Genomic DNA, 26710 nt, shown 5'->3' on the forward strand with positions numbered 1-26710 from the left:
AAAGGGGGGCCAACAAGGCCCCCCTCAAAAACGACTCTCTAAAGGCGATTACTTTATCCCCAGTTCTTTCTCCTTTTCGGCGACAATAAGCCTGGTTTTTACTGCCGTGTCCGGAGTAAGGCTCATGGAATCAATACCGCACTCTACCAGAAAGGCGGCAAAGTCAGGAAAATCGCTGGGGGCCTGACCGCAGATACCAATCTTTCGGCCTACCTTCTTGGCCACCTGAATGACTTCCCGAATGAGCTTCTTGACGGCCGGATTGCGCTCATCATAGAGGTGGGCCACCAGCTCGGAGTCGCGATCAAGCCCGAGGGCCAGCTGGGTAAGGTCATTTGAACCGATGGAGAAGCCGTCAAAGACCTTGGCAAAATCCTCAGCCAGGATGACATTGCTGGGAATCTCACACATGACATAGACCTCAAGGCCATTTTCTCCCTGCTTGAGGCCATATTTCTCCATAACCTTGATGACCTTGACCCCCTCTTCTACCGTGCGGCAGAAGGGAATCATCACCTTAACGTTGGTAAGACCCATCTCATCCCGGACTTTCCTCAGGGCCCGACACTCAAGGGCAAAGGCCGGCTCAAAGTGAGGATCATAGTAGCGAGAGGCTCCCCGCCAGCCAATCATCGGATTGTGCTCTTCCGGCTCATAGAGAAAGCCACCAACAAGGTTGGCGTACTCATTGCTCTTGAAGTCCGAGAGACGGACAATGACATCATTGGGCCAGAAGGCAGCGGCAATGGTGCCAACTCCCTGGGCCAGCTTATCTACAAAGAAGTCTGCCTTGTCCTCATAGGTGGGGGTGTGTTCATTAATGTATTTGACCACCTCTTTAATCTTGGCATCCCGCCGGGATTTGCGCTTAAGCTCCTGGTAATTTATGAGGGCCAGAGGGTGGATACCAATGTGAGAATTAATAATAAACTCCAGTCGAGCCAGACCAACTCCATCGTTGGGAATCTGGGCCTGGGTAAAGGCCTGCTCAGGGATGCCCACGTTCATCATGATCTTGGTCTTGGGTCGGGGAAGCTTCTCCAGGTCTATTCGTTCAACCTCGTAGTCCAGAAGCCCTTCATAGACATAGCCTTCCTCACCCTGAGAACAATCTACCGTTATTTCCTGACCGCTTTTAATAACCTTGGTAGCGTTATCTGTGCCGACGATACAGGGGATACCCAACTCACGGGAGACAATGGCCGCGTGACAAGTTCGACCACCGCGGTTGGTCACAATGGCCGCGGCAATCTTCATAATGGGCTCCCAGTCGGGGTCGGTCATGTCAGTAACCAGGACCTCACCCTTCTGAAAGTCGTGGATATTGGCCACGCTCTCAATAACCCGGGCCTTACCCTGACCAATCTTGCTACCCACCGCCTTTCCGCTACACAGGACGTTGCCGGTCTCCTTGAGGCGATAGGTCTCAAAGAACTTCTGGTCTTTCTGGGCATGGACAGTCTCCGGACGGGCCTGAACGATAAAAAGTTCTCCGCTGCCTACGTTTACCCCATCTCCGTCTTTGGCCCATTCGATGTCCATGGGCTTCTGGTAGTGTTCCTCAATGAGGATAGCCCACTCGGCCAGCTTGAGGATTTCATCGTCAGAGAGGATGAAGCTCTGGCGCTCCTTTTTGGTGGTGCGCATATTCTTGGTCGGTTTGTCCGGATTGTCAGTATAGACCATCTTCTTTTGCTTTAAGCCCAGTTTCTTAGAGAGAATGGGGCGTTTGCCCATCTTGAGGGTGGGCTTAAAGACATAGAACTCGTCGGGATTTACCGCCCCCTGAACCACATTTTCACCCAGCCCCCAGGCTCCGGTAATATAGACAACATCCCGGAAGCCGCTCTCGGTATCCAGGGTGAACATGACTCCGGAGCAGGCAGCGTCGCTGCGAACCATCTTCTGAACAGCGATAGAAAGATAGACATCAAAGTGGTTAAACCCCTTGTCTTCTCGATAAGAGATGGCCCGGTTGGTAAAAAGGGAGGCAAAACACTTTTTGGCCGCCTCTAAGACCTTCTCGGCACCCCGAATATTAAGGTAGGTTTCCTGCTGACCAGCAAAGGAGGCATCGGGCAGGTCTTCGGCCGTAGCCGAAGAGCGGACAGCCACATCGACCCCTTTACCGTATTTTTTCTCCAGCCTCTGATAGGCCTTAACAATGGCATCTTTGAGCTTCTGGGGAAATTCGGCCTCAAGGATAGTCCGGCGGCAGGCCTCACCCCGACGCATAAGATCACGAATATTGTGGGTATCCAAACCTTTAAGGATCTCCCGGATCTTTTCGTCGATACCCGCTTCATGGATAAAATATTTATAGGCCTCAGCCGTAATAGCAAAACCATCAGGGACTTTAACCCCTTTAGGGGTGAGGTTACGATACATCTCCCCGAGAGAGGCGTTCTTACCGCCCACTAAGGGAACGTCTTTGATGGAAATTTCGTCAAACCAAAGAATTAAGGGACCTACACCAGCCATCTGAATCATCCTCCCTTCTTAAGAAACTTTTGTTTTGCTGGCCCGAAAGGCTTGATTTGGGACATAATTGAGTGAATCAGTCCTCACTCAGCCTGCCACCTTACCAACTGGCCCGCTTCATTGTCAACCAAATGCGGAAGATATTGAGGCATCTTGTCCCTTTATAATATCGGCCCTTTAGGATATATCCTCAGGGCAAGACGAAGTCGGTGGGAAAGTCCCAAGTCTGTTTAAAGGGGGTGATCATGGAGGACATCTGTTGGCGAATTGCTCGCTACATGAGGGAGCATGACAAAGTGGCCGTGGCTTATAATATGGAAATCCAGGAGATTGCCCCTGGACGGGCTGTGGTCAGTATGGTGATCCGGGAGGATATGCTCAATGCCGCCGGGGTCACCCACGGGGCCGTGACCTACTCCCTGGCAGACTTCGCCTTTGCCCTAGCGGCTAACAGTCATGGCCAGGTGGCCTTGGCCATATCCACTTCAATCTCCTATCCGGCCCCGAGCAGGGTTGGAGACACCCTCACGGCCACGGCCGTTGAAGAAGCCCTTACCAGGCGAACGGGCCTCTACCGAGTTGAAGTGAGGCGCACCGACGGGGCCCTGGTAGGTCTCTTTACAGGGACGGTCTTTCGTCGTGACGACCAGATCCTCGAACTACTAGGCCGGGAGGGGGCCTGATGGCCGAACTGATCATCAACGCCGCCCCCTATGAGACCCGGGTGGCCCTGGTAGAAAACGGCAATATTGTAGAGCTTTACATTGAACGGCCAGCGGAAAGGGGCTGCGTGGGCAACATCTACAAAGGCCGGGTGGTCCGGGTCCTGCCGGGAATGCAGGCGGCCTTTGTCGAGATTGGTCTCTCGCGCACGGCCTTTCTTTACGTAAGCGACATCTGCGACCAGACCAGAGAATTTGAACGACTCATGGGAGAGGATGAGGCCGCCGAGGAACTCTCCCCAACCTCGGTAAGCACCCACTCTATTGAGGACCTCCTGCGTCCGGGCCAGGAAGTCCTTGTCCAGGTGGCCAAAGACCCTCTAGGAAAGAAGGGGGCCCGGGTTACCTCCCACATCACCCTGCCCGGCCGCCATTTGGTTCTGATGCCCACTATGGGTCATATCGGTGTTTCCCGACGCATCGAAGACGAAGAGGAGAGAAAGCGCCTCCGGGAAATTATCGAACGACTCCGTCCACCTGGCACCGGCTGGATTGTCCGTACTGCTGCCGAAGGGGTGGAGGAGAACAAGCTGGCCAATGAGATTGACTTCCTGGTCAAGCTCTGGAAGGAGATTAAGCGCCGGGCCGAAACCCACCCCTGCCCCAGTCTTATTTACGAAGACCTGGACATAAGCCTCCGGGCAGTAAGGGATCTTTTTGCCCGAGAGGTTCAGCGCCTGGTAGTGGACAACGAAGAGGTCTACCTCAAGATTCTCAACTTTATGGATATCTTCGCCCCGCATCTAAGGGCCCACGTGGATCTCTATGAGGGAGAGGTGCCCATTTTTGAGGCCTTTGGCATTGAAATGGAAGTCTCCCGGGCCCTATCTAAAAAGATCTGGCTTAAAAGTGGGGGCTACATCATTATTGAAACCACCGAGGCCCTTACAGCCATTGATGTCAATACCGGACGCTACGTGGGCAAGAGAGACCTGGAGGAGACTGTCTTAAAGACCAACCTGGAGGCCGTAAAGGAGATTGCCTATCAGCTTCGCCTGAGGAACATCGGTGGTCTGATTATCATCGATTTTATTGATATGGAAAAGGAAGAAAGCCGGGAGAAGGTCTTCACGGCCCTTAAGGAGGCCCTCAAGAAGGACCGATCCCGGACCAATATTCTTCGCATGTCCGAATTAGGGCTTATCCAGATGACTCGACAGCGCCTGCGGGAGAGCCTCTATGACCTTCTCTGTGAACCTTGCTTCTATTGTGAGGGAACGGGCCGTCTTAAAAGTCGTCGAACCATCTGCTACGAGATTTTTCGGCGCCTGGAGCGGGAGGCCCGACGCCGCATCGCCAAGAGCATTCACCTTAAGGTCCACCCGCAGGTAGCTGAACTCCTCTTAAACGAAGAGGCCACCCACCTTGAGGCCCTGGAAAAAGGCCTGGGGAAAACCATTATCATTACCTCCTCACCGGATCTCCATCTGGAGCAGTACGAATTGGACTATCTGGACGTGGACATGAAGCACTGAAGGAGAATTAAGATGAAAATCATCCGCTTTCTTTATCAGGGTCAGATCAGCTATGGGATCCTGGAAGACCAAAAGATAGAGCCTCTCAAAACTTCTCCCTATGAGGGGTTTAACCCGACTGGTGATTCCCTTAGCCTGAACGAAGTCCAGCTCCTGACCCCAAGTATCCCAAGTAAGATTATCGCCCTGGGGCTCAACTACCGCGATCATGCCGCCGAGCTGGGCATGCCCCTTCCCAAAGAACCTCTGATCTTTCTCAAGCCTTCAACTGCCGCTATTGGCCCCGGGCAAGCCATTGTCTACCCTTCCATGAGTCAGAGGGTGGACTATGAGGCGGAGCTGGCCATAGTTATCGGCCGCCAGGCCAAAGGCGTCTCTCCTGATAAAGCTCTGGACTTTGTTCTCGGCTACACGTGTTTCAACGATGTTACCGCCCGGGATCTCCAGAAAAAAGACGGCCAGTGGACCCGGGCCAAGTCCTTTGATACCTTTGCCCCTATGGGTCCCTGGATTGAAACAGACCTTGATCCCGACAACCTCCTGGTTGAGGCCTATCTTAATGGAAGAAAATGCCAGAGCTCCCGGACCAGCCAACTGGTCTTCTCTGTGCCCGAGATAATCAGCTTTGTCTCCCAGGTAATGACCCTTCTTCCCGGAGATGTCATTGCCACCGGGACCCCTCCGGGCATCGGCCCAATGAAACCAGGAGACACGATAGAAATCCGCATTGAGGGCATCGGTTCCCTGATCAACCACGTAGTTAAAGAAGGAGGATAACATGGCCTTTGAGATCTCTGATCGTCTCAAGAAACTCCCCCCGTATCTTTTCGTGGCCATAGATGAGGCTAAAGCCCAGGCCATCTCCGCTGGTGTGGACGTAATTGATTTGGGGGTGGGAGACCCGGATCTTCCCACCCCGGAACACATTGTCCAGCGCCTGATAACTGCCGCCCAAAATCCAGCCAATCATCATTACCCCTCAAGCCAAGGATTGGCCGCCTTTCGGGAGGCCGCAGCCCAATGGTGTCGAGAACGTTTTGGGCTTGATCTGGACCCTCAGCAAGAGGTGGTCTCCCTGATCGGATCAAAGGAAGGAATTGCCCATATGCCTTTGGCCTTCGTCAACCCTGGAGACGTGGTCCTGGTGCCGACACCGGCCTATCCGGTCTATCATATTGGAACCCTTTTTGCCGGAGGACAGACCTACTACCTCCCCCTCACCGAGGATAAAGGCTTTTTGCCAGATCTCTCGGCCATCCCTGAAGATGTCATCTCCCGGGCCCGAATGATCTGGCTCAATTACCCCAACAATCCCACGGCAGCCGTGGCCACCAAGGATTTCTTCACCAGAGTGGTAGAATTTGCCCGGGAGCACAATTTGATTGTCTGCCATGACGCGGCCTACACGGAGATCTATTATGATGACTTCCGGCCGCCCAGTTTTCTGGAAGCCCCCGGGGCCAAAGAGGTGGGGATAGAGTTCCATTCTCTCTCCAAGACTTACAATATGACTGGCTGGCGGATTGGCTTTGCCATCGGTAGCCCGGAGCTAATCGGGGCCCTGACCAAGGTCAAGTCCAACATCGACTCTGGAGTCTTCCAGGCTGTCCAGGAGGCCGCTATCGAGGCCTTAACGGGGGATCAGACCTGTGTGGCTAAGGCCCGCGAGATCTACCGGGAACGCCGCGATGTGGTAGTTGAAGGCCTCCGGTCTCTGGGATTTCGGGTTCAGAATCCCCAAGCGACTTTCTACGTCTGGGCCTCCACTCCCCCGGGATATAGCTCCGCTGATTTTGCCACCCGCCTCCTTAAGGAGGCCGGCATTGTGGTTACCCCCGGGGCCGGCTTTGGTGAGCCAGGCGAGGGCTACTTTCGCATTGCCCTCACCGTAGATAAAGAACGCCTGGCCGAGGCCATCGAGCGAATAAAGGGGGTTCAATTTTAATTGGCTAAGGTCTATATCGGCGTTGGTTCCAATCTCGGCCGACGCCGAGAAAACTGTCTGCGGGCCATCTCCAGTCTGAGGGAGGAAGGGCTTAAAATCTCCAAGGTCTCTTCTTTATATCTCACCGAACCGGTGGGGTTTGAGACCAAAAATTGGTTTGTCAATCTGGCCTTAGAAGCCGAAACCGGCCTTCCGGCGCCGGAATTAATGAAAGTCCTCCTTAAGGTGGAGGTGGCCCTGGGAAGGGTCCGAGGAACCGGTTCCCTGGAAGATCGCCCCATTGACCTTGATCTCCTCTTTTACGAAGACCTGATTGTTGACACGGCCGATCTCGTCATCCCGCACCCCCGGGCCCATCTGCGTCGCTTTGTCCTCGAGCCCCTGGCCGAGATAGCCCCGGGGCTCCGGCACCCTAGTTTGGGAAAGACTGTCGCCGAACTCCTGGCAAAGCTGTCCACCTCAGAGAAGGTAGAGATCCTGAAATGATCCTTCGAATTCTCCTTATTATCTTGGCAGCTATCATCCTCTACTACCTTTTCTGGGCCCCGGGGAAGAAGAAGCCTGCCCACCGAAAGAAGGGTAAGATTCTGGTCAAAGATCCTGTCTGCGGGCTTTATATCCCCGAAGATGAAGCTCTAAAGTATGAAGCGGGAAAACACACCTATTATTTTTGCAGCCCAAGCTGCCAGGAGACCTTCATTAAGAACCAATCTAAAGGGAAGAAACCATAAAGACCGAAAAAAGTTAAAGCTACGGAGGGAGGTCTTATGACTATCAGACTCCTCCTGACTCTCGTTGTGCTCATCTTCTGGGGCTATCCACCGGCCGCCTCGGCCGGAGACATCTACTATTTGATAGACGAAGAGGGCCGAATTGTCTTTACCAATGCCCCTGCTGACCCCCGCTTCAGACCTTACAGCCAGGAGGGCCCGGGGCCAGGGCTAGAAAAACATATCATCAGATTAGCTCGCCGGTACAACGTTGATCCCGGACTTATATGGGCCGTAATTCAGGTAGAGAGTAATTGGTCCAGGTGGGCCGTATCTCCCAAGGGGGCCATGGGGCTCATGCAGATTATGCCCACTACTGCTCAGAATCTTTCCCTGAAGAATCCTTTTGATCCTTATGAAAACATAGAAGCCGGAGTGCGCTACCTCCGCAAGCTTTATGATGAGTTTGGCCGCTGGGATCTGGCCCTGGCTGCTTATAATGCCGGCCCGGAAAGAGTGCGACGTCAGCGAGGAGTTCCCCCAATACGAGAAACTCGTCTCTACGTAAAAAAGGTTCTCCGACTTTGGCAGCAAAATAGTTATCTTTTTCCCTAAAAATCGTCCAAAAGAAGACTTTTAGCCCTCCAAAAATCTTTACAACCCCCCACCCCATTGGTATGATGCCGGCCAGATTTTCCAGAGGCAATATATGAGGAGGAAAAGCGTGAAAATATTTTTTGATCCAGATATACCTGAGAACATACGTGACGAAATAGCCTCTCTAATAAAAGAACAAATTACTTCTCCCTGTAAGTGTGGCTGTGACGAGATATATGTTTCTATGACAGACAATATTCTTGATGTTAAGTGTTATGATTGTGGTGAAAGCTTCTTTGAGGTTGCTCTCGAGACTGAAGAAGGCTGATGTTTTACGTTTGTTTACCCTTATATTTTACCTTTCTGGGTTTTTTCCCTTTTTTAGACCCTCATTATTCAAAGTCTGAATAGGTTTTATTAGCTTGATACGGCTTTAATTCTCTTCAAGGAGGAGACTATGTCCAAGATAAAGTTGGCGGTAGCGGGCGTTGGCAACTGTTTCTCTTCTCTTTATCAAGGAATCCATTATTACCGCCACAAGTCTCCAGAAGAGGCTATAGGTCTAATGCATTGGGACCTTGGAGGATATAAACCCTTTGACATCGAGGTAGTGGCTGCCTTTGATATCGATGCCCGTAAGGTAGGCAAAGATCTAACAGAAGCCATCTTCGCCCCGCCTAACTGCACCACCGTCTTTTACCCTGATCTTCCCCCAAGCGGGGTCAAGGTTTCCATGGGACGCATCCTAGATGGCTTCTCTGAACATATGAAGGACTTCTCACAGGAAAAAACCTTTATCCCCGCCGAGTCTCCAGAGGCCTCTAAAGAGGAGATCGTCTCCATTCTCAAGGAAAGCGGGGCTGAGATTCTCATCAACTATCTTCCCGTAGGCTCCGAGGAAGGCTCTCGTTTCTATGCCGAGTGCGCCCTTGAAGCCGGATGCGCCTTCATCAATTGTATGCCTGTCTTTATCGCTAGTGATCCTTCCTGGGCCAAACGCTTTGAAGAGCGGGGGCTACCTATTGTTGGAGACGATATCAAAAGTCAGATCGGAGCCACCATTACCCACCGAACTTTGGCGGCCTTATTTGCCAAACGAGGGGTAAAAATAGACCATACCTATCAGCTCAACGTGGGGGGTAATACCGATTTTATGAACATGCTCAAACGCAGTCGCCTGGCCTCCAAAAAGCATTCCAAAACCGAAGCCGTGCAGGCTGTTCTCTCAGAGCCTCTTCCAGCCGAGGATATCCACATTGGGCCTAGCGATTACGTGCCCTGGCTAAGGGATCGCAAGATTGCTTTTATCCGCATCGAAGGACGTCTCTTTGGTGATGTGCCTATGGAGCTTGAGCTTCGTTTGGTGGTAGAGGACTCCCCTAACTCTGCCGGGGTGGCCATTGATGCTATTAGATGCTGCAAGGTGGCCCTGGATCGGGGAAAGGGAGGTGTTCTCTACTCTCCTTCGGCCTATTTCATGAAACACCCTCCGAAACAATTCTCCGATGAAGTGGCCTGTCAGATGGTTGAAGACTTTATCGCCGGAAAAAGGGAAGATTAGTTTTAAAAAGTACCGTCTCTTAAGGCGGCCCATCAAGGCCGCCTTTTTTCTTTTTGCGTCCCCTCAAACTTGATCTCCCCTAAAGGGTGATTACCGTTTGGCCGGAGGTAATCTCCCCCATCTAAGCTCTCATAAATCGAGAAATCCATATCAGGAGGAAAATATGATTGTCACTGCTGGACACCTGGGCGTTCTCAAACGCCTTGAAGAAAAGGCCCAAGAGGGAGTGGGCCTTCATCGATTACTTGATGAAATCACTGAAGAGGATCTGGAAAGGCTGATTCAGCTTCAGATGGCAGGTCTTGTCCATCGGGAAGAGGAGGAATTTGTTCTTACCAGATCGGGCAGGCTTATTCTGGAGACCTTCTTCCAGCTAGAAGAAGACGGGCTCCTGGATCTCTCTGACAAGACTAACTCTTACCGCCTCATTAGCTCCCGGATCATAAGCATGCTGGTGGTGGCCGAAAGGGCCCAGGGACGAACCGATTTCTCCAAGGTCATAAATCAGGCCTTAGAAGAACGAGGTTTGGCCCAAGAAGGCAGGCTTCATCCCCTAGCGCTCAGTCTGCTTGAGGCCTATCGGGGAGCCACGGTGTCCCTGATCATCACCCCCTCTCTGGCTGAGACCCTGAAGAAAATCCCACCAGGGCCGGGAGAGAAATCCCTTCTTGTTGATCTCCCTGATGAGCACATCCTGGAGCTTGAGGCCCAGAGACTTCTGACCTTCTCTCTGCCTGAAGGCCGGTGTTACAGCCTCACTGGAGTGGGCAATCAGCTCCGAGCGGCCTTAAAGAGTGGCCTAGCTCCCGAGGTGACTATCCATCGAGGCACCCTGGAGGATATTGTCTCTGGACAAGCTACCGAACCATTAAAGCGCCTGGGGGCCCTAGACGAAGAGGGAAATCTCACCTATGCCGGAAAACACCTGCTCAATGCCGCCCAGTTGTTCTTTAAGCCCATCGTTGTCAATCCCTCCCTTGATCTTGATCAGATTGATCTCGACCTCCTGGAGCAGCTTCAGCTGAAAAAAGATATCCGGGAAGAGGAACTTATTTTGACCATGGAGGAGGCCGGGATAAGAGACGAGGGGCGACTGCGCCAGGGACTCTTTCGACTCGAGGGGTTTGGTCTTGTGCGGACCACCTCTCAAAGGACCCTTGAGCTAACCGAGCTGGGCAAAGAGCTCATAAGAGAACCGGAGATAAAAAAGGCCCCGGTGGATGCCCGGGAGGTCATGGCCCTAACCACAGTGCGGATGGAAAACCTTTCCCCTGATGAAGACTGGGTCGAGCTGGCCACCCACCACGGCAGTCTGGGACGAGGCTTCCCCAGCAAAAGGGGGCAGCTCTTGGCCCGGCTGGCTAGTCGGATAGAACGTCTTCCGGTGATCACCGCCGAAGAGCTTAAGATTCTCCGGGATCTGCCTCTCTGGCGAGGGATCTCTCGTGAGGAGATCCTGACCAAGTTCGACACCCCTGCTGAGGAGGTCGAACGTTGTCTGCGTCGTCTGATAGCCTCAGGAGTGGTTGATGTCTGGCCAGGGTCCCTCTACGCCCTCTCTCCGGCGGGAGAAAAGATCAAACAGGGTCTCTCCGGAGTCCCCGAAGGGGTAGCCTTCCCCCTTACTCCCCACATCTGGCGTCTTCTTTTGGCCCTCAGGGCGGTAGGCAAGAGCCGCCAGGGAGGACGCAAGATCTGCGTAACCGAAGAGAAGGTCCAGGAGGCCATAGAGATCGCCGCCATGGGCCCAGATGCCTTTGCCAGGGCCCTCGAGGCGGCTCGGATCTGCCGCTATATCTCTGGATACGACATCCTGGAGACAGGAGTCCTTCTCCTTGAGGGGGCCGAACTCCTCAAACAACTTATTACCCATTGGGAAGAGATTTTGGTCTTCTAGGTCTTGCCTCTTTAAAAGAGGTGCTTATCTTTTCAAGCGCAAAAGGAAACAGAAGAAAATAGCTAAATTTAAGAGGAAAGGAGTGTGATATTATGCTTTCTAACCTATGGATGGATGTATTTGACCCTTTTCGTCAATTTGACCGGCTTCAGGATGAGCTTGATCGCCTCTTTGACCTTACCAGAGCCATCTCCCCGATAAGGGGGGTGGTGCGGGGGACTTTTCCGGCCATAAATGTCGGAGAGACGGCTGAAGAGGTTAAGGTCTATGTCTTCGCCCCCGGGGTTGATCCTCAAAAGGTAGAGCTGACCATCGAGGGCAATCTTCTGTCTATCTCTGGGGAGAGGGACGCCACCTCTCAGCTCGGAGTCTCTGAGGTCAAGCCAGAACGGTTTTATCGACAGGAGCGTTTTTCAGGGCGCTTCCAGCGGATAATTTCCCTGCCCGAGAGCATTGATCCCGGGAAGGTAGAGGCCCGCTATACCGACGGAATTATTGTCATCACCATTGGCAAGAAAGAAGAGATAAAGCCTCGTCAGATTCCGGTAGAGGTCAAGTAAACCGAATTTGAGAAGGAGGGATCAAAAATGGCTGAAACCAAAGACGTTGCCACCAGGGTCGAGACCCCGGCCGCCGAGGCCACCAGAAGGGTTCGTCCCATGGTGCCTCCGGTAGATATTTATGAAGATGATGAGGGGATTGTCCTCCTGGCAGACATGCCGGGGGTTCCCAAGGAAAAGCTGGAACTTAAAATAGACAAAAATGTCCTCCACATCCGGGGAGAGATTGCCCAGATTGCCGGAGAAGATGTTACTCCCCTTTATGCGGAGTTTGTGGGCAAGGAATATTATCGGGCCTTTACCTTGGGGCCAGAAGTGGATCAGGATAAAATTCAGGCCAGCATGAGCGGCGGAGTCCTCCGTCTAGTTCTCCCCAAAGTGGAGGCAGAGAAGCCTCGCAAGATCGAAATCAAAGTGGAATAGCCTGTCTTAAAAGGGGCTGGCTTCTGCCAGCCCCTTTTTGATTTTGGAGAAGACCAATGTTGGTATCTATCCTGCGGCTTGGTTTTCTATTTATAAAATTAGCCGTCCTCATTTTGACTCTGGCCTCTATAGCCACCGTCTGCTGGGTGAGCCTTAAGGCCAGCTATGACATTTTCCACATGGGTTATAAGGCCGCCCAGGCCAACTTTGCCCATGTTTTGGTCAACATGGTGGCCATTGTCGATGGCTATCTTCTGGCCGTACTTCTCTTCTTGGTGGCCTCGTCTCTTTACGAACTCTTTTTTGATCAGATCACTTGGCTACCGGAGTGGCTAAAGGTCAAAAATCTTGAAGACCTCAAACATAATCTCTCCAGCGTAGTGACCCTTATGCTGGCCGTCATCTTTATGGAACACCTCTTTTCCTGGCAGGAACCCAAGGCCACCCTTTATTTTGCCGGGGCCATCTTCCTGGTTATGGTAGCCCTTATTCTCTATCTTAAGGTCAAGATTGAGGCCCGCCGGTATGGTTTAAAGGGTGAGGCCTGAACTCCGAAAGATTTCTTAGCTCTCAAAGACATTTAAGCCTTCTTTCTTCCCCTAACGAAAAAAATCTTCACAGATGGATCTTTTTGTTATAGGAGCTTTAAAAGAACCTCTGCACTGGTCATAATCGCTTAAGGAGCCCCGGGTGTCTAAACTTAAATGTCTTCGTTGTGATGAAGATCTCCTTCCTGAGGGGCTTTCTCACCGGGAAAGAGAGATAGAACTCCTTATCGATGGCCGTCCCATTCCCCTTAAGCCCTATGTCCAGGCCACCCTCTGTGGGGTGATCTGTGGTTTTATAGAGAATCTTAAAATGGTTGATGGGGGCCAGAACATTGAGATTCGGATTCGGCTCCCCAAGGGGTTGCGGTCTGAAAGGAGGAAACCATGAAACTGAGCCGGAGAACCTTCCTCAAGGCCGCCGGCCTTAGCACCGTAGGGGCCACTCTGGGTCTTGATCTCTCCTTGGCCCAGGCCCGGGCCAGGGGGCTTAAGATCTCCCGGGCCCGAGAGACGAGAACCATCTGCCCTTACTGTGCTGTAGGGTGCGGTATGCTGGTCCACTCTATCCCTGGAGGAAACAAGGTAATTAACATCGAGGGTGATCCAGACCACGTAATCAACCAGGGAGCCCTCTGTGCTAAAGGAGCTGCCCTTCGTCAGGTGGCCGGAAGCGAGAATCCTCGCCGTGCCCGAAAGCCCCTCTATCGGCCTCCAGGAGCCAATCAATGGCAGGAGGTCAGCTGGGATTGGGCTCTCACCGAGATCGCCAAAAGGATAAAAGACACCCGAGATCGGACTTTTATTCACAAAAACCACGCCGGTCGGGTGGTCAACCGCTGTGAGACCATTGCCAGTTTAGGCAGTGCCGCCCTAGATAATGAAGAGTGCTACCTGCTGGTCAAGATGCTTCGAGCCCTGGGGATAGTCTGGGTTGAACACCAGGCCCGGATATGACATAGCGCCACGGTGGCCAGTTTGGCCAACTCCTTCGGTCGAGGCGCTATGACCAACCACTGGATAGACATCAAAAACGCCGATGTAATCATGATTATTGGTTCCAATGCCGCTGAAAACCATCCCATCTCCTTCCGCTGGGTAGAAAAAGCCATAGAAGAAAGAGGAGCCACCCTCATCGTCGTTGACCCTCGTTTTACCCGCTCAGCGGCCAAGGCCCACATCTACGCCCCCATTCGGGTGGGGACAGATATCGCCTTTATGGGGGGGCTGATCAACTATGTCCTGGAGAAAGGGGCCTATAATCACCATTACGTGGCCCTACACACCAATGCCAGCTTTATTATTGATGATGCCTTTGACTTTGACCCTGAGGAGGGGCTCTTTTCTGGTTTCATCAAACAGGGAGAGTATAAGGGAGTCCGTTTCGGCAGGTACGACAAGAAAAAAGGCGGCTGGGGTTACAAACTGGGGCCTGATGGCCAGCCTCTAAGGGATCTCAGCCTTAAACATCCTCGCTGCGTCTTTCAGCTCCTAAAACGCCACTTTGCTCGCTACAGCCCGGAGATGGTGGAAAAGATCACTGGCTGCCCTCGGGATATTTTTCTTAAGGTGGCCGAGAAGGTGGCCTCCTGCGGCCAGGCAAATCGGGTAATGACCATTATGTATGCCATGGGGGCCACTCAGCACACTTACGGCACTCAAAACATCCGTAGCTATGTCATCCTCCAGCTCCTTCTGGGAAACATTGGTCTGGCTGGCGGCGGTATAAACGCCCTGCGCGGAGAATCCAACGTCCAGGGCTCAACAGACATGTGTCTCCTTTTTCATATCCTGCCCGGTTATCTTAAGACCCCCCGGGAGACCATGGTGGACCTTAAAACCTACATCCGCAGCTGTGCCCCCAAGCCGGCCCTGAAGACAGCGGTTAACTACTGGAAGAACTACCCCAAGTTCATTGTCAGCCTGCTTAAGGCCTGGTGGGGGCCGGCGGCCACCCGGGACAACGACTTCTGCTACCAGTACCTTCCCAAACTGGATTCCGGAGAGAACTATTCTCACATCATGCTCTTTGAGGCCATGTATTCTGGCCTCATGGAAGGGGCCTTCATGTGGGGCCAGAATATGGCTGTAGGCGGTCCCAACGCCAACAAGGAGCGCCGGGCCCTGGAGAAGCTCAAATGGATGGTCTCTGTTGACCTATGGGTCACCGAGACGGCCGAGTTCTGGAGACGCCCTGGGGTTGACCCCTCTCAGATTCAAACGGAGGTCTTTTTTCTGCCGGCAGCGGCCAGTTTCGAGAAGGAAGGTTCCATCACCAATAGCGGCCGTTGGGTTCAATGGCGCTACCAGGCCGTAGAGCCTCCAGGAGAGGCCAAACCGGACACGGACATTATCAATCTTCTCTTCCGTAAGATTAGAGAGCTCTACGAGAAGGAGGGAGGAACCTTTCCTGACCCCATCCTTAAGCTTCACTGGCCTTATGGAATAAAGGTGGATTCCAAGGTGGTACTGGCGGAGATAAACGGCTATGAGGTAGCCAGTGGCCGGCGTCTGGCCAACTTCACCAAGCTCCGAGAGGATGGTTCTACGGCCTGCGGTAATTGGCTATACAGTGGAGTCTATCCCCCGGAGGGCAACCTGGCTGCCCGTCGCGAACACTTTGATCCTACCGGTATCGGTCTCTACCCCCGGTTTTCCTGGTGCTGGCCCCTTAACCGCCGCATTCTTTACAACAGGGCCTCCTGCGATGATCGCGGCCGTCCCTGGTGCCCAGACAGACCGGTTATCTGGTGGACAGGGGATCGCTGGATGGGAGATGTCCCAGACTATGGCCGTAAGGTACCCCCGGAGAAGATCCAGAGCACGGGGGCCTTTATTATGCTCAATGAGGGCTATGGCCGGCTCTTTGCCGCCGGCCTCAAAGATGGTCCTTTTCCGGAATTCTACGAGCCGGTGGAAAGCCGCATCAAAAATCCCCTTTCCCGGCAGCAGTTCAATCCGGCCATCTCCCTTACGGCCCGTATTCTCGACGGCCCCATGAACAAGGTGGGGACTTCCAAAGAATATCCCTATCTGGCCCTCACCTATCGGGTCTGTGAACACTGGCAGGCCGGGGCCATGACCAGAAACCTCCCCTATCTCTGCGAGCTTATGCCGGAGATGTTTGCCGAGATTCCCGTGGAGCTGGCCCAGCGGCTGGGAATCGGCAACGGGGATCGAGTCCGTATCCGCAGCGCCCGCGGAAATATCGAAGCGGTGGCCATTGTTACCGAGCGGATGATGCCCCTGGTAGTAAACGGAGAAAAGGTCTACCAGATCGGCATTCCCTGGCATTGGGGATACAAAGGTCTCTCCACCGGAGACAGCGGCAACGAGCTAACCATCCACGCCGGAGACGCCAATACCATGATCCCCGAATTCAAGGGATTCCTGGTAGATCTGGAAAAGGTCTGAGGAAAAGGAGGAGGCAATGAGCAAAGAGGCCCAAGGGCCGCTGGCCCTTTATGACCGTAACATAAAGGCCAAGGCCATCCTCTTTGACGCCACCAAGTGCACCGCCTGTCGTGGCTGTCAGGTGGCCTGCAAACAATGGCATGACTTGCCGGCAGAAAAAACCAAAAACTACGGCAGCTATCAAAACCCACCAGATCTGACCCCTCAGACCTGGCTGGTGATTCGCTTCGACGAGACGAAAGACGAACATGGCCTGCCTCGCTGGCTTTTTAATCGCCAGAGCTGCTTTCATTGTCTGGAACCCGACTGTGTTCGGGTTTGTCCCCCGGAGGCCCTTAAGCGCCGCAGCGATGGAGTGGTGGACATAACCCCTGATCTCTGCATTGGTTGCGGTTATTGTATCGACGCCTGTCCCTTTGGGGTCCCGAAGATGGACCCGGCCAGCAAAAAGGTCTTCAAATGTAATTTCTGCGTAGACCGCCTTGACTACGGTCTGCCGCCGGCCTGTGTTTCTTCGTGTCCTACCGGGGCTCTAGAATACGGAGAGCGGGCCGATCTTCTGGCCCGGGCCCGGGCCAGGGTGGAACAACTAAGAGCCCAGGGCTTTGAGCAGGCGGACATCTACGGGGCCAAGCGCTACCAGACAGGAGTCCTGCTGATTTTGCCTTTTTCTCCTGGGAACTATTCCTGGTTACCGGCCAGGCCTGAGGGTAACCGACCAATTAGATGGTGGAAGGAGGTCTTCAATCCTTTAGGTTCCCTGGTCATGGGAGGGGCGGCAGCGGCGGCCATAATCCACTACGTGGTAGTGGGGCCGCACCGAATCCGCAAAGAAAAGAACAAGGACAGTCAGCCCAAAGGAGGATAAAATGGCCGAGGTAGTCCTGCTTGAGGAGAGGGGCGAGGCCAAAAGGGCCGTGGTCAAATATTCGGCTCTGGAGCGCCTTTTGCATCTTGTCCATCTGGTTTCCTTTGTTGTTCTGGCCCTGACCGGTTTGGCCCTTACCTACCGAAGCGCTGGCTGGGCCGTGTACCTCTTTGGTTCCTATGCCGCGGTAAAGGCTATCCATCATCTTTTTGCCTGGATCTTTGTCATCTCCGCCGGTCTATTCTTCCTTAAGCTCCTTCCTCACGCCAGGTTCGCCCCCTATGATGCCGAGTGGATATCCAAGCTGGGAGGATACCTTGACCGCAGTCATCGGGTCCGGGCTCCGGCCGGACGGGTAAATGCCGGCCAAAAGCTCTTCTTCTGGTTTGTTCTTCTGGGGATAATTGTCCTGGCCGTCACCGGTTTTGTCATTATGTACACCCCGGCCCAACCAGGTCAGGCCCTCCATTTGGCCCTTCATGACCTGGCCGCCGGTCTGGTTATTGCCGCCGTGCTGGTTCATCTTTACCTGACCACCATTGCCAATCCGGGCACCTTTTGGATCATGATCACCGGCCAGGCAGACGAAGATTATATCCGCGAGCATAACCCTCAGTGGTATGAGGAGCTTAAGGAAAAGGGGCTTCTGTGAGGGAAAAGAGTGTTTGATTTTGCCCTCTGTCTGGCAAGAATCAGGCAGCTAACCGAGGAAAGACCTCATTCAGCGGCCCCTCTTGAGCTTCTCAAAAGGGCCCTTTCCTTTCAGGGAAGGCAGACAGGGGGAAGGCTGAAACCAGAAGATTTTCTCTCTCCCCGGGGACGCAAAACCTTAAAAGAAACTTTTATCCAGGCCCTTACAGCCCTTGAAGGATTCCCTCCCCCTGTCTCCACCCAGGTCCCCGGGGTCAGAATAGCCTTCCGCCGAGCAGATGTTATGGCCCGGTTTCTTAAGGCCACCCTTGCCGAGGAGACCGGCTATCTCCTTCGCAAAGCCCGGGAGAAAAACTTAAACCTCTCCCTTCTGAACCTTCTGGGCTTTTTGGTCCTGCCGGCCCTTTTGGTCGGAGAGGGGCCTTCTAAAGGGACTCTCCGCACCAACCGTTGCCCCTGCTGCGGCTCAAGGCCCCAGTTTGGTCTCAACTCCTCTGAAGAAGGACGACGCTATCTTTTCTGTCCGGCCTGCTATCTTCGCTGGCCAGTAAGGCGGGATTTCTGTCCCCTCTGTGGTCAGGAACACCAGGACACAAATTACCTGTTTGCCCAGGAGACTCCCACAGTCAGGGCCCACCTCTGCCCCCAAGAGGAGAAAACCTACTTTAAAATCATTGAAGCCCGGGAGCTTGAGGCAGACAGCCTGGCCCTGGTAGAGGATCTGGCCATCCTGGAGTTTGATCTGGCTCTGGAGAAAAAGGGTCTTAAACGATGGGCCCGTGGCCTTCTGTGGCCACCCTGATCAAACAATTTTGAGCTTGCTAAGTGTTTCCCCTCAATGTTAGTAATTAGCCCCTTGAAAAGACTTTTTTTTCTCAGAGGATCCTATGAAGCTAGTGGCCTTTCTTTTGGGGCTGATCATACTCCTTTCCTCGCCAGTTGAGGGCAGGGAGAAGCTAATCATCTTTCATGCCGGCAGCCTGAGTGGTCCTCTGGCAGCTGTAGAGAAGGCCTTTGAGAAAAGCCACCCCCAGATAGATGTCCTCCGGGAGGCCAGCGGTTCCCTTTTGGCCATAAGGAAGGTCACTGATCTCGGCAAACGGGCCGATCTGATCTTCAGCGCCGACTATCGCCTTCTACCCCGCTTTCTCTTTCCTCACCTGGCTGAAAGAGTCTATGTTTTTGCCGAAAACAGTCTTGTTCTCTGCTACCGCCGGGGGGCTTCTCCACCATCTCCCCGAAACTGGGCTCGTCGCCTTCTGTCCCCCGGGGGGCGCTGGGCCTTTTCAGACCCCAACCTTGATCCCTGTGGTTACCGCTCTCTTATGGCTCTGGCCCTCTGGGCCCTTGAAAATGGTGAACTCCCTGTCCTCAGAGAGTATCTCTCTCGGGAGTTGGGAGTAACAGTGGAAGAGAAGGAATCCGGGGTGCTCCTCAAGCTCCCCTCCAGGCTCAGGGCTCGAGGGCCGAAGGTCAAGATTCGTCCCAAGTCTGTGGAGCTTCTGGCCCTTCTTGAAGCCGGGGTGGTGGATTTTGCCTTCGAATACCGTAGCGTGGCCCTAGCCCACCAGAGCCTCTTTATTGAGCTTCCCCCCTCTCAGAATCTGGGAGAAGTCTCACTTACCGAAAGATACCAAAAAGTATCTGTAAAATTGAAAAATGGTGAAGTGGTTGCCGGCGGCCCGATTGCCTACGGCTTAGCCCCTTTAAAGAGGGCCCCCCACCCTGAGGCGGCCAGGCTTTTTATGGAGTTCCTCTTCTCTTCTGAAGGGGAGAGAATCCTTCGGGAATATCATCTCCGTCCCCTCTCTCCTCCCAAGCTCATTAGGCCATGACCCTCCGCCTTACGGCCCGGATACTGGCCCTTTTGGGACTTATGGTCCTTCTGGGGCCATTGATTTATCTCTTTATCTCCGCCGGGACCTCAACTGTAGCCGCCTTTAAGGATATAGAGGTCCGGAGGGCCCTTGAAGTTACCTTTTTGGGCGGGGCCTTGGCCACCCTGGCCTCCCTGATCACCGGCGTACCCCTGGCCTACTTCCTGGCCCGATACCGCAATCTCCTGACCGACTTTCTGGAAGGAGTAATCAACCTCACGGTGGCCATTCCTCACGTGGCCGTGGGGATCATGCTCCTCCTGGCCCTTGGTCCGGCCAGTCCCCTGGGAGGAGCCCTGGCCCGGTGGGGCCTCTATCTGGCCGACAGCTTTCCGGCGGTCGTTCTAGCCATGTGGTATGTGGGTTTCCCCTACCTAGTGGCTGCCGCAACCGTGGGCTTCCGACAAGTGCCAGAAGAGCTGGAGCTGGTGGCCATCAATCTTGGAGCCAGTCGCCTCTATGCCTGGAGAAAGGTCATTTTTCCTCTGGCCGCCCCAGCAATCTTTCGGGGAGCGGTTCTCTCCTTTGCCCGGGCCATAAGCGAGATGGGCTCCCTTCTCATTTTGGCCTACCATCCGCGGGTGATTACCATTCTCATCCTGGAACGCTTTCAGGAGGAAGGTCTTAAGGCGGCCCAGGGGATTACCGCCCTGGGGCTCCTTATAAATCTGGGGCTATTCTTTAGCATCTTTTGGGGACTGCGAAAAATCTATGGTTCGAGCCAGACTTAAAAAAAACCTGGGTGACTTCCAGCTGGAGGTGGATATCCGCCTTGATCCCATGACTTATCACGTAATGCTTGGCCCCAGCGGCTCAGGGAAAAGCCTGACGCTGAGGTTGCTGGCCGGATTTGTCACCCCTGACAAGGGAACAGTAGAGTCTCCCAAGGAGAACAGAATCGTCTATCTTCCCCAGAACCTAGGCCTTTTCCCCCATCTTTCTGTTTATGAAAACCTCACTTTCAGCTACCTGGCTCGAGGGCAAAGACCACCCCAGAGTTTTCTTGACGAACTGATAAGAACCCTCGGCCTTAATGGCCTCCTTGATCGCCTCCCCCGGGATCTCTCTGGAGGCCAAGCTCAGAGGGTAGCCCTGGGCCGGGCCCTTATGGCCGGCCCCCGGGTTCTCCTTCTTGATGAACCCCTCTCCTCCCTCGACTTCCACCTTCGCCTGGAGCTGATCCGACTCCTCAAGGAGCTCAAAGAACGTTTCCAGCTAACCATCCTTCACGTCACCCATGATCCCATAGAGGCCCACCTTCTGGCCGAGAAGATCTTCGTCATTGAAGAAGGTCGCCTTATCTATCAGGGAGACTGGGGAGGATTCCTGCGCTGCCGAAAGATGAGCCCCTTTGTCAGTCTGGTGGCTGCCTTCTTTCGGGAGCTGGATCTTATTCAGGACTAGAGCCGTCTTTGAGAATTCTCTCCGGAGCATGAAAGACATTGGCCCGATCCGGACGGGCATAGCAGACAAGGGTGATTCCGGCCCGGCGGGCGATCTCCAGCCCCAAAGACGAAGTGGCCGTCCGGGACATAACAATGGGAATACCTATCCGGGCACACTTAAGGACCATATCTGAAGTCAGACGCCCGGTGGTGTAGACAGCCCCGCGAGGGCTGGCTTTACCCAGAAGGATGGCCCCGACGATCTTGTCCACAGCATTATGACGCCCCACGTCCTCGTAGAAGAGGGCCAGGCGACCTTCTTCCCAAAGACCGCAGGCGTGGACACAGTGAGTCCGGCGCTGGAGCTCTGAGGCCTTAAGGACCTCCAGAATGAACTGCCGCATCTCTTTGAGGTGCAAACGGTATTCGGCCAAAGACTCAAAATCTCGCTCGAGAAAATCTCGAGAAATCTTACCGGTGCCCCCACAGCCCGAGGTGACAATGGTATCCTTGGTGGTTACCTCAACATCGGCATAGACGTATATAGCTCCCTGATCGCAGACCCGAACCTCTTTGACCTCCTCCGGACGGGAGATATAGCCCTGGGCAAAGAGAAACCCCACGCCGAATTCCTCAAGCCCCGTAGGCAAAACCATGGAGGAGCCGATAAGGACCTCATTGAGGTAAATTCGGTAGGGTACCTCTAAAACGATCTCTTCTCCCTGGAGCCTCTCTTGATGGGGCTCTTTGACCACCGTTTGGTATTTAAGGGTAAACTGAGTCACCTCTTTCTCCCCAAAAGCTCTCTCCGGCCTTGACCCTGACCGGACCCCTGTGCTAGAGATTGGCCACCGATGAAGACCAACTCTCTGGAAATTCTCTCTCGCCACTCTGGTAGGACCTCCAGGCCCTGAGGCCGGAGGTCTTTTTATTTTTGGATCAAAGTATGGAAAAGGCAAGTTTTCCTCATCGGCACATCCTAGGAATGGCCGAGCTCGGCCGGGCTGAGATAGAGCTCATTCTGGAGACCGCCGCCTCCATGAAAGAGATCTTATCCCGTCCCATCAAGAAGGTCCCCACCTTAAGGGGCAAGACCATTGTCCATCTCTTCTTTGAACCTTCCACCCGAACCAGGATCTCCTTTGAGATGGCCGCCAAGAGGCTCTCTGCGGACACCGTCAGTGTCACCGCCTCGGCCAGTTCGGTGGTTAAGGGAGAAACCCTCATCGATACGGCCAAAAACCTCGAGGCCATGGCCCCGGATATAATTGTTCTCAGACACCCCTTCTCCGGAGCGGCCCATCTCCTGACCCGCCACGTTAGGGCCTCGGTGATCAACGCCGGAGACGGAACCCATGAGCATCCTACCCAGGCCCTTCTGGATCTACTGACCATCCGGGAAGAAAAGGGAAACATTAAAGGGTTAAAGGTGGCCATCGTCGGCGATATAACCCACTCCCGGGTGGCCCATTCCAACATTCTGGCTCTCAGCAAACTGGGAGCTGAGGTTTGGGTTTCCGGACCAGCGACCATGATTCCCCCGGGGATAGAACGTCTCGGGGCCAGAGTAACTTACAAAATAGAAGAGGCCCTGGCCGGAGCCGATGTGATCATGGCTTTAAGGATTCAAAAGGAACGTCAAGGCCGGGATCTCATCCCCTCCCTAAGGGAATATGCCCGAGTCTTCGGCCTTACTCCGGAGAGGGTCTCTCTGGCCGCCAAGGACTGCATTATCATGCATCCCGGCCCCATGAATCGGGGGGTAGAAATAAGCCCTGAGGTGGCCGATGGCCCCTACTCGGTGATTCTGGACCAAGTAACCAATGGGGTGGCCGTACGCATGGCCATACTCTATCTGCTTCTTGGAGGTAGCCGTGAGGCTGTTGCTTAAGGGAGGCCGGATTATCGATCCTTCCGTCGCCTTAGATATGGAAGGCGATCTCCTCATCGAGGAAGGGCAAATCAGGGCCATTGACCGGGAGATCCCCGCTGATGAAGGTCTGGAGGTTATCGATTGCCGCCAGAAGGTGATCCTTCCCGGGCTCATTGATATCCATGTCCATCTGCGTGAGCCCGGTGAAGAGTATAAAGAGACCATTGAGACTGGCACTTTAGCCGCGGTTGCCGGAGGTTTTACGGCCGTTTGCACCATGCCTAACACCAAGCCGCCCAATGACTGCGCGGCTGTGACCAAATTCATCCGAGACAGGGCCCGGGAGCAAGGCCATTGCCGGGTCTATCCTGTGGCGGCCATCACTGTGGGGCAAAGAGGAAAGCGGCTGACCGAATTTGCCGACCTAAAAGAGGCCGGGGCCGTGGCCCTCTCTGACGATGGCCACCCCGTGGCCGATGCCTTCCTTATGCGCCTGGCCCTGGAGTACAGCCGCAATTTCAATCTGCCCATTATATCTCATGCCGAGGAGCTGGCCCTTTCGGCTGGTGGCCAGATGAACGAAGGCGCCCTTTCCACCCTCTTGGGGCTTAAGGGGATACCAAAGGCCGCCGAAGAGGTGGCCATCTTTCGAGACATTTCTCTAGCGGCCCTCACCGGAGCCCCCATTCATATTGCCCACGTAAGTACCAAAGGGGCCTGTGAAATTATCCGCCGGGCCAAAGAGGCTGGCGTGCCCGTAACCGCAGAGACCGCCCCTCACTACTTCAGCCTCACCGAAGAAGCGGTGGCCGGCTACAATACCCTGGCCAAGGTGAATCCTCCCCTGCGCACCGAAGAGGATCGAGAGGCCATTATTGAGGCCCTGGCTGAAGGGGTCATCGATGTCATTGCCACCGACCACGCTCCTCACAGTGTCTTGGAAAAGGAGGTCGAATTTGCCCAGGCCGCCTGTGGCCTCATTGGTCTGGAGACAGCCCTCCCACTCACCTTAAGGCTCGTCCGTCGGGGAATTATCAACTGGCTCCGGATGGCGGAACTTCTATCCCTCAATCCGGCCCGGATTCTGAGCTTACCTGGTGGCCAGCTCCGCCCCGGATCTCCCGCGGATATTACCGTAATTGACCCTGAACTCTCCTGGAGGGTCACGCCAGAGGGGCTGAAGTCGCGAAGTAAGAATAGCCCTTTTCTGGGCTGGGAGATGAAGGGGGCCGCTATCCTTACCTTAGTCAGAGGAAGGGTGGCCTTTAAGCGCTAAGATCACGTCGCCCCTCGATGGCCAGACGGAGGGTCATCTCATCGACGTATTTTATCTCCATTCCCATGGGCACCCCGCAGGCGATGCGGGAAACCCGTACTCCACTGCGGTTAAGGACGTCTCGCAGATAGGCGGCAGTAGCCTCCCCTGGAGCTGTGGGAGAAAGGGCCAGGATGATCTCCCGAATGCCTTCCTTAGGGATACGAGAAAGAAGCTCCTTTATCCTCAGCTCCTGGGGGCCGATACCGTCCCGAGGGGAGAGAAGACCGTGGAGAACATGATAGCGACCACGAAAGACCCCGGACTTCTCCACGGCCATCAGGGCCGCCGGATCCTCAACGACGCAAAGCTGATCCGATCGTCGGGACTGATCCGCACATATAGGACAGGGATCGGTCTCGGCAAAGTTAAGACAGTGCGAGCATAGACAGACCTTCTCATGGAGTGAGGCAATGCTCCGGGCCAACTCCACCGCCTCCTCCCGGGGCCAGCGAAGAATCTGGAGGGCCAGACGGGTAGCAGTCTTCTCCCCCACCCCCGGAAGCCGGGAAAGATTGGTGATCAGGCGGAGGAGGGCTGGAGGATAAGCGGCCATAGCCCCTAGAAGAGACCGGGGATCTTCATTCCCCCGGTAAGTTTGGTCATCTCCTCCTGAACCATCTGCTGCGACTTGCGAAGGGCGTCATTGACAGCAGCCACGATGAGGTCCTCAAGCATTTCCACCTCCTCGGCGTTTACTACCTCCGGATCTATCTTAATGGAAACGAGCTCTTGGCGACCATTGACCACGGCTGTGACCATACCGCCGCCAACGCTGGACTCCACCGTCTTGTCGGCCAGCTCCTCCTGAAGCTTGGCCAGACGAGCCTGCATCTTCTGGGCCTGACGCATAAGGTCCTTGATATTGTGCATAGCTACTCCTTCCGCAGGTGTGGTTTGAACCCGGTAACCCGGGCGTTAAAAACCTTTACCGTCTCCTGGACTAGAGGGTCCTGAAGAATATCACGGCGCAGGTTTCGGCTATTGTTTGGCTCTTCTTCTTGAAAATCAAGCTCCAAGGTCACTTCAGGGCCGAAGAACTCCTTAAGGGCCGCCTCCAGACTCTGACGCCGATCCTTATGCTCAAGAAGCCCTCCCTTGGGCACCTGGAGACGAAGAACCCGCCCGTCCCAGACCTTGTTCTTGACTTGGTTAAGGTAAGCCCCAAGGGAAGGATGCTTTTCCTTCAGGAAGGAAAGGAACCCCGAAAGATCTCCGGGAGTCTCCCCGGAAGGTAGCGAAGTTGATGCCACCATAGACTGAGCGGTGCTGCTATGGAGGCGTTTGATCTCCTTAAGGATCTCCTCAAGACCGAGGACATTTTTCACCTCACAGGCCTTGATAACCGCCATCTCCAGGGCCAGACGAGGAAGAGCCGAGCGTCTCACCCCCTCATGTTCCCTGAGAAAGGTCTGAAAATAAAGATGTAGACTCTCTACTGAGACCTTTCGGGCCAGAGACTCAAGACGCCCTATCTCCTCTGAGGGAAGGTTAACCAGAACCTCATCAGCGCCGCAGACCTTAAGAATGGTGAGATCCCGAAAGGAACGCACCAGATCTTCAGAAAGGCGCAACAAATCATAGCCGAAGTCTGCCGCCTGGCCGACCAGGGAAAGGGCCGTCTGGGCATCTGAGGCCAGAATGGCCTCGATAAGATCGACAAGAAGCCGGCGGCTGATGAGGCCCAAAGCATCAATGACCTCCTCCTCGCTTCGAGCCCCAGCAGCCAGTGCTTGGTCAAGAAGGCTCAAGGCATCCCGGATGCTTCCCTCGGCCGCTTGGGCAATAAGGGAAAGGGCCGCTTCGGCCATCTCTACCCCCTCGCTGGCCGCTACCCGCCGGAGGTGGTCCACCAGCCGACGCACCGGCAGGCGTCTAAATTCATAGCGCTGACAGCGAGAAAGGATGGTCAAAGGAATCCGGTGGGCCTCGGTAGTGGCCAGAATAAAAAAGACATGGGCCGGAGGCTCCTCTAGAGTCTTAAGGAGGGCATTGAAGGCCTCTTTGGTGAGCATATGGACTTCGTCGATGATGTAAACCTTGTAGCGGGCCCGAACAGGCATAAAACGAATGTTTTCCCGTAAATCCCGGATTTCATCTATTCCTCTGTTGGAGGCCCCGTCTATCTCGTAGACATCTACCGCCCGGCCGGCCGTGATCTCCTCACAGACGGGGCACTGGTTACAGGGGTTCTCCGCCGGGCCCTTTTCACAATTTAGGGCCTTGGCCAGAATCCGGGCCACTGAGGTCTTACCCACCCCACGGATGCCGGAGAAAAGGAGGGCATGGGCCACCCGGCCCAGAGCCAGGGCCCTCTTGAGAGTGGATGTAATATGATCCTGCCCAACGACCTGATCAAAGGTCTGAGGACGATATTTTCTGGCCAGTACTAGGTAGGACATAAGAAAAAA

The 26710-nt window shown here is 54.3% G+C and carries 28 protein-coding genes; 23 read left to right on the top strand and 5 right to left on the bottom strand.

The features are described from left to right. Positions 1-48: 48 nt before the first annotated feature. Positions 49-2481 carry a phosphoenolpyruvate synthase gene (ppsA, locus tag G4V39_RS04715; protein ID WP_181494204.1) on the bottom strand — a complete coding sequence of 811 codons (2433 nt, stop codon included), beginning with the start codon at positions 2479-2481 and terminating at the stop codon, positions 49-51. Between the two features lie 245 nt (positions 2482-2726). On the opposite strand from ppsA, the gene G4V39_RS04720 reads away from it, so the two are divergent. The 21 genes from G4V39_RS04720 to G4V39_RS04820 all read left to right on the top strand — a co-directional run bounded on the left by G4V39_RS04720 (position 2727) and on the right by G4V39_RS04820 (position 21130). Then, positions 2727-3164, top strand: a complete 438-nt coding sequence (locus G4V39_RS04720) for a hotdog fold thioesterase (protein WP_210412185.1) — start codon at positions 2727-2729, stop codon at positions 3162-3164. Continuing rightward, on the top strand, positions 3164-4678 hold the full coding sequence (locus G4V39_RS04725; RefSeq protein WP_210412186.1) for an Rne/Rng family ribonuclease: 1515 nt from the start codon (positions 3164-3166) through the stop codon (positions 4676-4678). The genes G4V39_RS04720 and G4V39_RS04725 overlap by 1 nt, the downstream gene beginning before the upstream one ends. A gap of 12 nt (positions 4679-4690) precedes the next feature. Then, entirely contained in the window at positions 4691-5455 is a 765-nt protein-coding gene (locus G4V39_RS04730; protein WP_166031836.1) for a fumarylacetoacetate hydrolase family protein, read from the top strand. 1 nt (position 5456) lies between these two features. After that, positions 5457-6623 (top strand): LL-diaminopimelate aminotransferase, encoded by a 1167-nt coding sequence (locus G4V39_RS04735; protein WP_166031837.1) that lies wholly within the window; start codon positions 5457-5459, stop codon positions 6621-6623. Further along, on the top strand, positions 6624-7109 hold the full coding sequence (gene folK / locus G4V39_RS04740; RefSeq protein ID WP_166031838.1) for a 2-amino-4-hydroxy-6-hydroxymethyldihydropteridine diphosphokinase: 486 nt from the start codon (positions 6624-6626) through the stop codon (positions 7107-7109). Next, a complete protein-coding gene (locus G4V39_RS04745; RefSeq protein ID WP_166031839.1) occupies positions 7106-7354 on the top strand; it encodes a YHS domain-containing protein in 249 nt (82 codons plus the stop codon). The genes folK and G4V39_RS04745 overlap by 4 nt, the downstream gene beginning before the upstream one ends. Before the next feature lie 36 nt (positions 7355-7390). Then, positions 7391-7948, top strand: coding sequence for a lytic transglycosylase domain-containing protein (locus tag G4V39_RS04750; protein WP_166031840.1), 558 nt, complete (start codon positions 7391-7393; stop codon positions 7946-7948). Between the two features lie 109 nt (positions 7949-8057). Continuing rightward, on the top strand, positions 8058-8258 hold the full coding sequence (locus G4V39_RS04755) for a hypothetical protein (protein WP_166031841.1): 201 nt from the start codon (positions 8058-8060) through the stop codon (positions 8256-8258). Positions 8259-8387: 129 nt separating this feature from the next. Continuing rightward, on the top strand, positions 8388-9491 hold the full coding sequence (locus tag G4V39_RS04760; protein WP_166031842.1) for an inositol-3-phosphate synthase: 1104 nt from the start codon (positions 8388-8390) through the stop codon (positions 9489-9491). A 163-nt stretch (positions 9492-9654) separates the two neighbouring features. Next, on the top strand, positions 9655-11388 hold the full coding sequence (locus tag G4V39_RS04765; protein WP_166031843.1) for a DUF505 family protein: 1734 nt from the start codon (positions 9655-9657) through the stop codon (positions 11386-11388). 92 nt (positions 11389-11480) lie between these two features. Continuing rightward, entirely contained in the window at positions 11481-11948 is a 468-nt protein-coding gene (locus G4V39_RS04770; protein ID WP_166031844.1) for an Hsp20/alpha crystallin family protein, read from the top strand. 27 nt (positions 11949-11975) lie between these two features. Then, positions 11976-12371, top strand: coding sequence for an Hsp20/alpha crystallin family protein (locus tag G4V39_RS04775; RefSeq protein ID WP_210412187.1), 396 nt, complete (start codon positions 11976-11978; stop codon positions 12369-12371). 56 nt (positions 12372-12427) lie between these two features. Continuing rightward, entirely contained in the window at positions 12428-12919 is a 492-nt protein-coding gene (locus G4V39_RS04780) for a YqhA family protein (protein ID WP_166031845.1), read from the top strand. A gap of 142 nt (positions 12920-13061) precedes the next feature. Further along, positions 13062-13307: a hypothetical protein gene (locus G4V39_RS04785; protein ID WP_166031846.1), complete on the top strand. Its 246-nt coding sequence runs from the start codon at positions 13062-13064 to the stop codon at positions 13305-13307. Further along, a complete protein-coding gene (gene fdnG / locus G4V39_RS04790) occupies positions 13304-16330 on the top strand; it encodes a formate dehydrogenase-N subunit alpha (protein ID WP_166031847.1) in 3027 nt (1008 codons plus the stop codon). The genes G4V39_RS04785 and fdnG overlap by 4 nt, the downstream gene beginning before the upstream one ends. Before the next feature lie 16 nt (positions 16331-16346). Continuing rightward, a complete protein-coding gene (locus tag G4V39_RS04795; protein ID WP_166031848.1) occupies positions 16347-17198 on the top strand; it encodes a 4Fe-4S dicluster domain-containing protein in 852 nt (283 codons plus the stop codon). 1 nt (position 17199) lies between these two features. Next, positions 17200-17850 carry a formate dehydrogenase subunit gamma gene (locus tag G4V39_RS04800; RefSeq protein ID WP_166031849.1) on the top strand — a complete coding sequence of 217 codons (651 nt, stop codon included), beginning with the start codon at positions 17200-17202 and terminating at the stop codon, positions 17848-17850. A gap of 9 nt (positions 17851-17859) precedes the next feature. After that, a complete protein-coding gene (locus G4V39_RS04805; RefSeq protein ID WP_166031850.1) occupies positions 17860-18651 on the top strand; it encodes a formate dehydrogenase accessory protein FdhE domain-containing protein in 792 nt (263 codons plus the stop codon). Between the two features lie 85 nt (positions 18652-18736). Next, complete coding sequence (gene wtpA / locus G4V39_RS04810) at positions 18737-19684, top strand: tungstate ABC transporter substrate-binding protein WtpA (RefSeq protein ID WP_166031851.1); 948 nt, start codon at positions 18737-18739, stop codon at positions 19682-19684. Then, positions 19681-20457: an ABC transporter permease gene (locus tag G4V39_RS04815; RefSeq protein ID WP_166031852.1), complete on the top strand. Its 777-nt coding sequence runs from the start codon at positions 19681-19683 to the stop codon at positions 20455-20457. The genes wtpA and G4V39_RS04815 overlap by 4 nt, the downstream gene beginning before the upstream one ends. Then, the gene (locus G4V39_RS04820; RefSeq protein ID WP_166031853.1) at positions 20438-21130 is read left to right on the top strand and encodes an ATP-binding cassette domain-containing protein; all 693 of its coding nucleotides are present in this window, start codon (positions 20438-20440) and stop codon (positions 21128-21130) included. The genes G4V39_RS04815 and G4V39_RS04820 overlap by 20 nt, the downstream gene beginning before the upstream one ends. Here the strand turns inward: G4V39_RS04820 and fdhD are convergent. Further along, entirely contained in the window at positions 21117-21896 is a 780-nt protein-coding gene (gene fdhD, locus G4V39_RS04825) for a formate dehydrogenase accessory sulfurtransferase FdhD (protein WP_166031854.1), read from the bottom strand. The two genes, G4V39_RS04820 and fdhD, sit on opposite strands and share 14 nt — an antisense overlap. Before the next feature lie 161 nt (positions 21897-22057). Between fdhD and G4V39_RS04830 the strand changes: the two genes are divergently transcribed. Together G4V39_RS04830 and G4V39_RS04835 are read left to right on the top strand one after the other, a co-directional pair. Beyond that, positions 22058-23002 carry an aspartate carbamoyltransferase catalytic subunit gene (locus G4V39_RS04830; protein WP_166031855.1) on the top strand — a complete coding sequence of 315 codons (945 nt, stop codon included), beginning with the start codon at positions 22058-22060 and terminating at the stop codon, positions 23000-23002. Continuing rightward, entirely contained in the window at positions 22986-24260 is a 1275-nt protein-coding gene (locus G4V39_RS04835; RefSeq protein ID WP_166031856.1) for a dihydroorotase, read from the top strand. Before G4V39_RS04830 ends, G4V39_RS04835 begins: the two co-directional genes overlap by 17 nt. On the opposite strand, the gene recR is transcribed toward G4V39_RS04835, so the two are convergent. From recR to dnaX, 3 genes are read right to left on the bottom strand one after another with little or no spacing between them, the layout of a single operon-like run. Beyond that, positions 24250-24855, bottom strand: a complete 606-nt coding sequence (recR, locus tag G4V39_RS04840) for a recombination mediator RecR (protein WP_166031857.1) — start codon at positions 24853-24855, stop codon at positions 24250-24252. The two genes, G4V39_RS04835 and recR, sit on opposite strands and share 11 nt — an antisense overlap. Positions 24856-24860: 5 nt before the next feature. Continuing rightward, positions 24861-25172, bottom strand: a complete 312-nt coding sequence (locus tag G4V39_RS04845; RefSeq protein ID WP_166031858.1) for a YbaB/EbfC family nucleoid-associated protein — start codon at positions 25170-25172, stop codon at positions 24861-24863. A 2-nt stretch (positions 25173-25174) separates the two neighbouring features. After that, positions 25175-26701, bottom strand: a complete 1527-nt coding sequence (gene dnaX, locus G4V39_RS04850; RefSeq protein ID WP_166031859.1) for a DNA polymerase III subunit gamma/tau — start codon at positions 26699-26701, stop codon at positions 25175-25177. Positions 26702-26710: the final 9 nt, after the last annotated feature.

It is taken from the genome of Thermosulfuriphilus ammonigenes (assembly GCF_011207455.1).
GTDB lineage: Bacteria > Desulfobacterota > Thermodesulfobacteria > Thermodesulfobacteriales > ST65 > Thermosulfuriphilus > Thermosulfuriphilus ammonigenes.

Bases quoted from the DNA above. Each gene is read 5' to 3' on its own strand.
- G4V39_RS04750 (WP_166031840.1), top strand. From the start codon at position 7,391: ATGACTATCAGACTCCTCCTGACTCTCGTTGTGCTCATCTTCTGGGGC.
- G4V39_RS04820 (WP_166031853.1), top strand. From the start codon at position 20,438: ATGGTTCGAGCCAGACTTAAAAAAAACCTGGGTGACTTCCAGCTGGAG.
- G4V39_RS04725 (WP_210412186.1), top strand. From the start codon at position 3,164: ATGGCCGAACTGATCATCAACGCCGCCCCCTATGAGACCCGGGTGGCC.
- G4V39_RS04830 (WP_166031855.1), top strand. From the start codon at position 22,058: ATGGAAAAGGCAAGTTTTCCTCATCGGCACATCCTAGGAATGGCCGAG.
- wtpA (WP_166031851.1), top strand. From the start codon at position 18,737: ATGAAGCTAGTGGCCTTTCTTTTGGGGCTGATCATACTCCTTTCCTCG.
- G4V39_RS04745 (WP_166031839.1), top strand. From the start codon at position 7,106: ATGATCCTTCGAATTCTCCTTATTATCTTGGCAGCTATCATCCTCTAC.
- G4V39_RS04780 (WP_166031845.1), top strand. From the start codon at position 12,428: ATGTTGGTATCTATCCTGCGGCTTGGTTTTCTATTTATAAAATTAGCC.
- G4V39_RS04815 (WP_166031852.1), top strand. From the start codon at position 19,681: ATGACCCTCCGCCTTACGGCCCGGATACTGGCCCTTTTGGGACTTATG.
- G4V39_RS04735 (WP_166031837.1), top strand. From the start codon at position 5,457: ATGGCCTTTGAGATCTCTGATCGTCTCAAGAAACTCCCCCCGTATCTT.
- G4V39_RS04845 (WP_166031858.1), bottom strand. From the start codon at position 25,172: ATGCACAATATCAAGGACCTTATGCGTCAGGCCCAGAAGATGCAGGCT.
- G4V39_RS04800 (WP_166031849.1), top strand. From the start codon at position 17,200: ATGGCCGAGGTAGTCCTGCTTGAGGAGAGGGGCGAGGCCAAAAGGGCC.
- G4V39_RS04730 (WP_166031836.1), top strand. From the start codon at position 4,691: ATGAAAATCATCCGCTTTCTTTATCAGGGTCAGATCAGCTATGGGATC.
- G4V39_RS04765 (WP_166031843.1), top strand. From the start codon at position 9,655: ATGATTGTCACTGCTGGACACCTGGGCGTTCTCAAACGCCTTGAAGAA.
- dnaX (WP_166031859.1), bottom strand. From the start codon at position 26,701: ATGTCCTACCTAGTACTGGCCAGAAAATATCGTCCTCAGACCTTTGAT.
- G4V39_RS04770 (WP_166031844.1), top strand. From the start codon at position 11,481: ATGCTTTCTAACCTATGGATGGATGTATTTGACCCTTTTCGTCAATTT.
- G4V39_RS04760 (WP_166031842.1), top strand. From the start codon at position 8,388: ATGTCCAAGATAAAGTTGGCGGTAGCGGGCGTTGGCAACTGTTTCTCT.
- G4V39_RS04775 (WP_210412187.1), top strand. From the start codon at position 11,976: ATGGCTGAAACCAAAGACGTTGCCACCAGGGTCGAGACCCCGGCCGCC.
- recR (WP_166031857.1), bottom strand. From the start codon at position 24,855: ATGGCCGCTTATCCTCCAGCCCTCCTCCGCCTGATCACCAATCTTTCC.
- ppsA (WP_181494204.1), bottom strand. From the start codon at position 2,481: ATGGCTGGTGTAGGTCCCTTAATTCTTTGGTTTGACGAAATTTCCATC.
- G4V39_RS04720 (WP_210412185.1), top strand. From the start codon at position 2,727: ATGGAGGACATCTGTTGGCGAATTGCTCGCTACATGAGGGAGCATGAC.
- G4V39_RS04795 (WP_166031848.1), top strand. From the start codon at position 16,347: ATGAGCAAAGAGGCCCAAGGGCCGCTGGCCCTTTATGACCGTAACATA.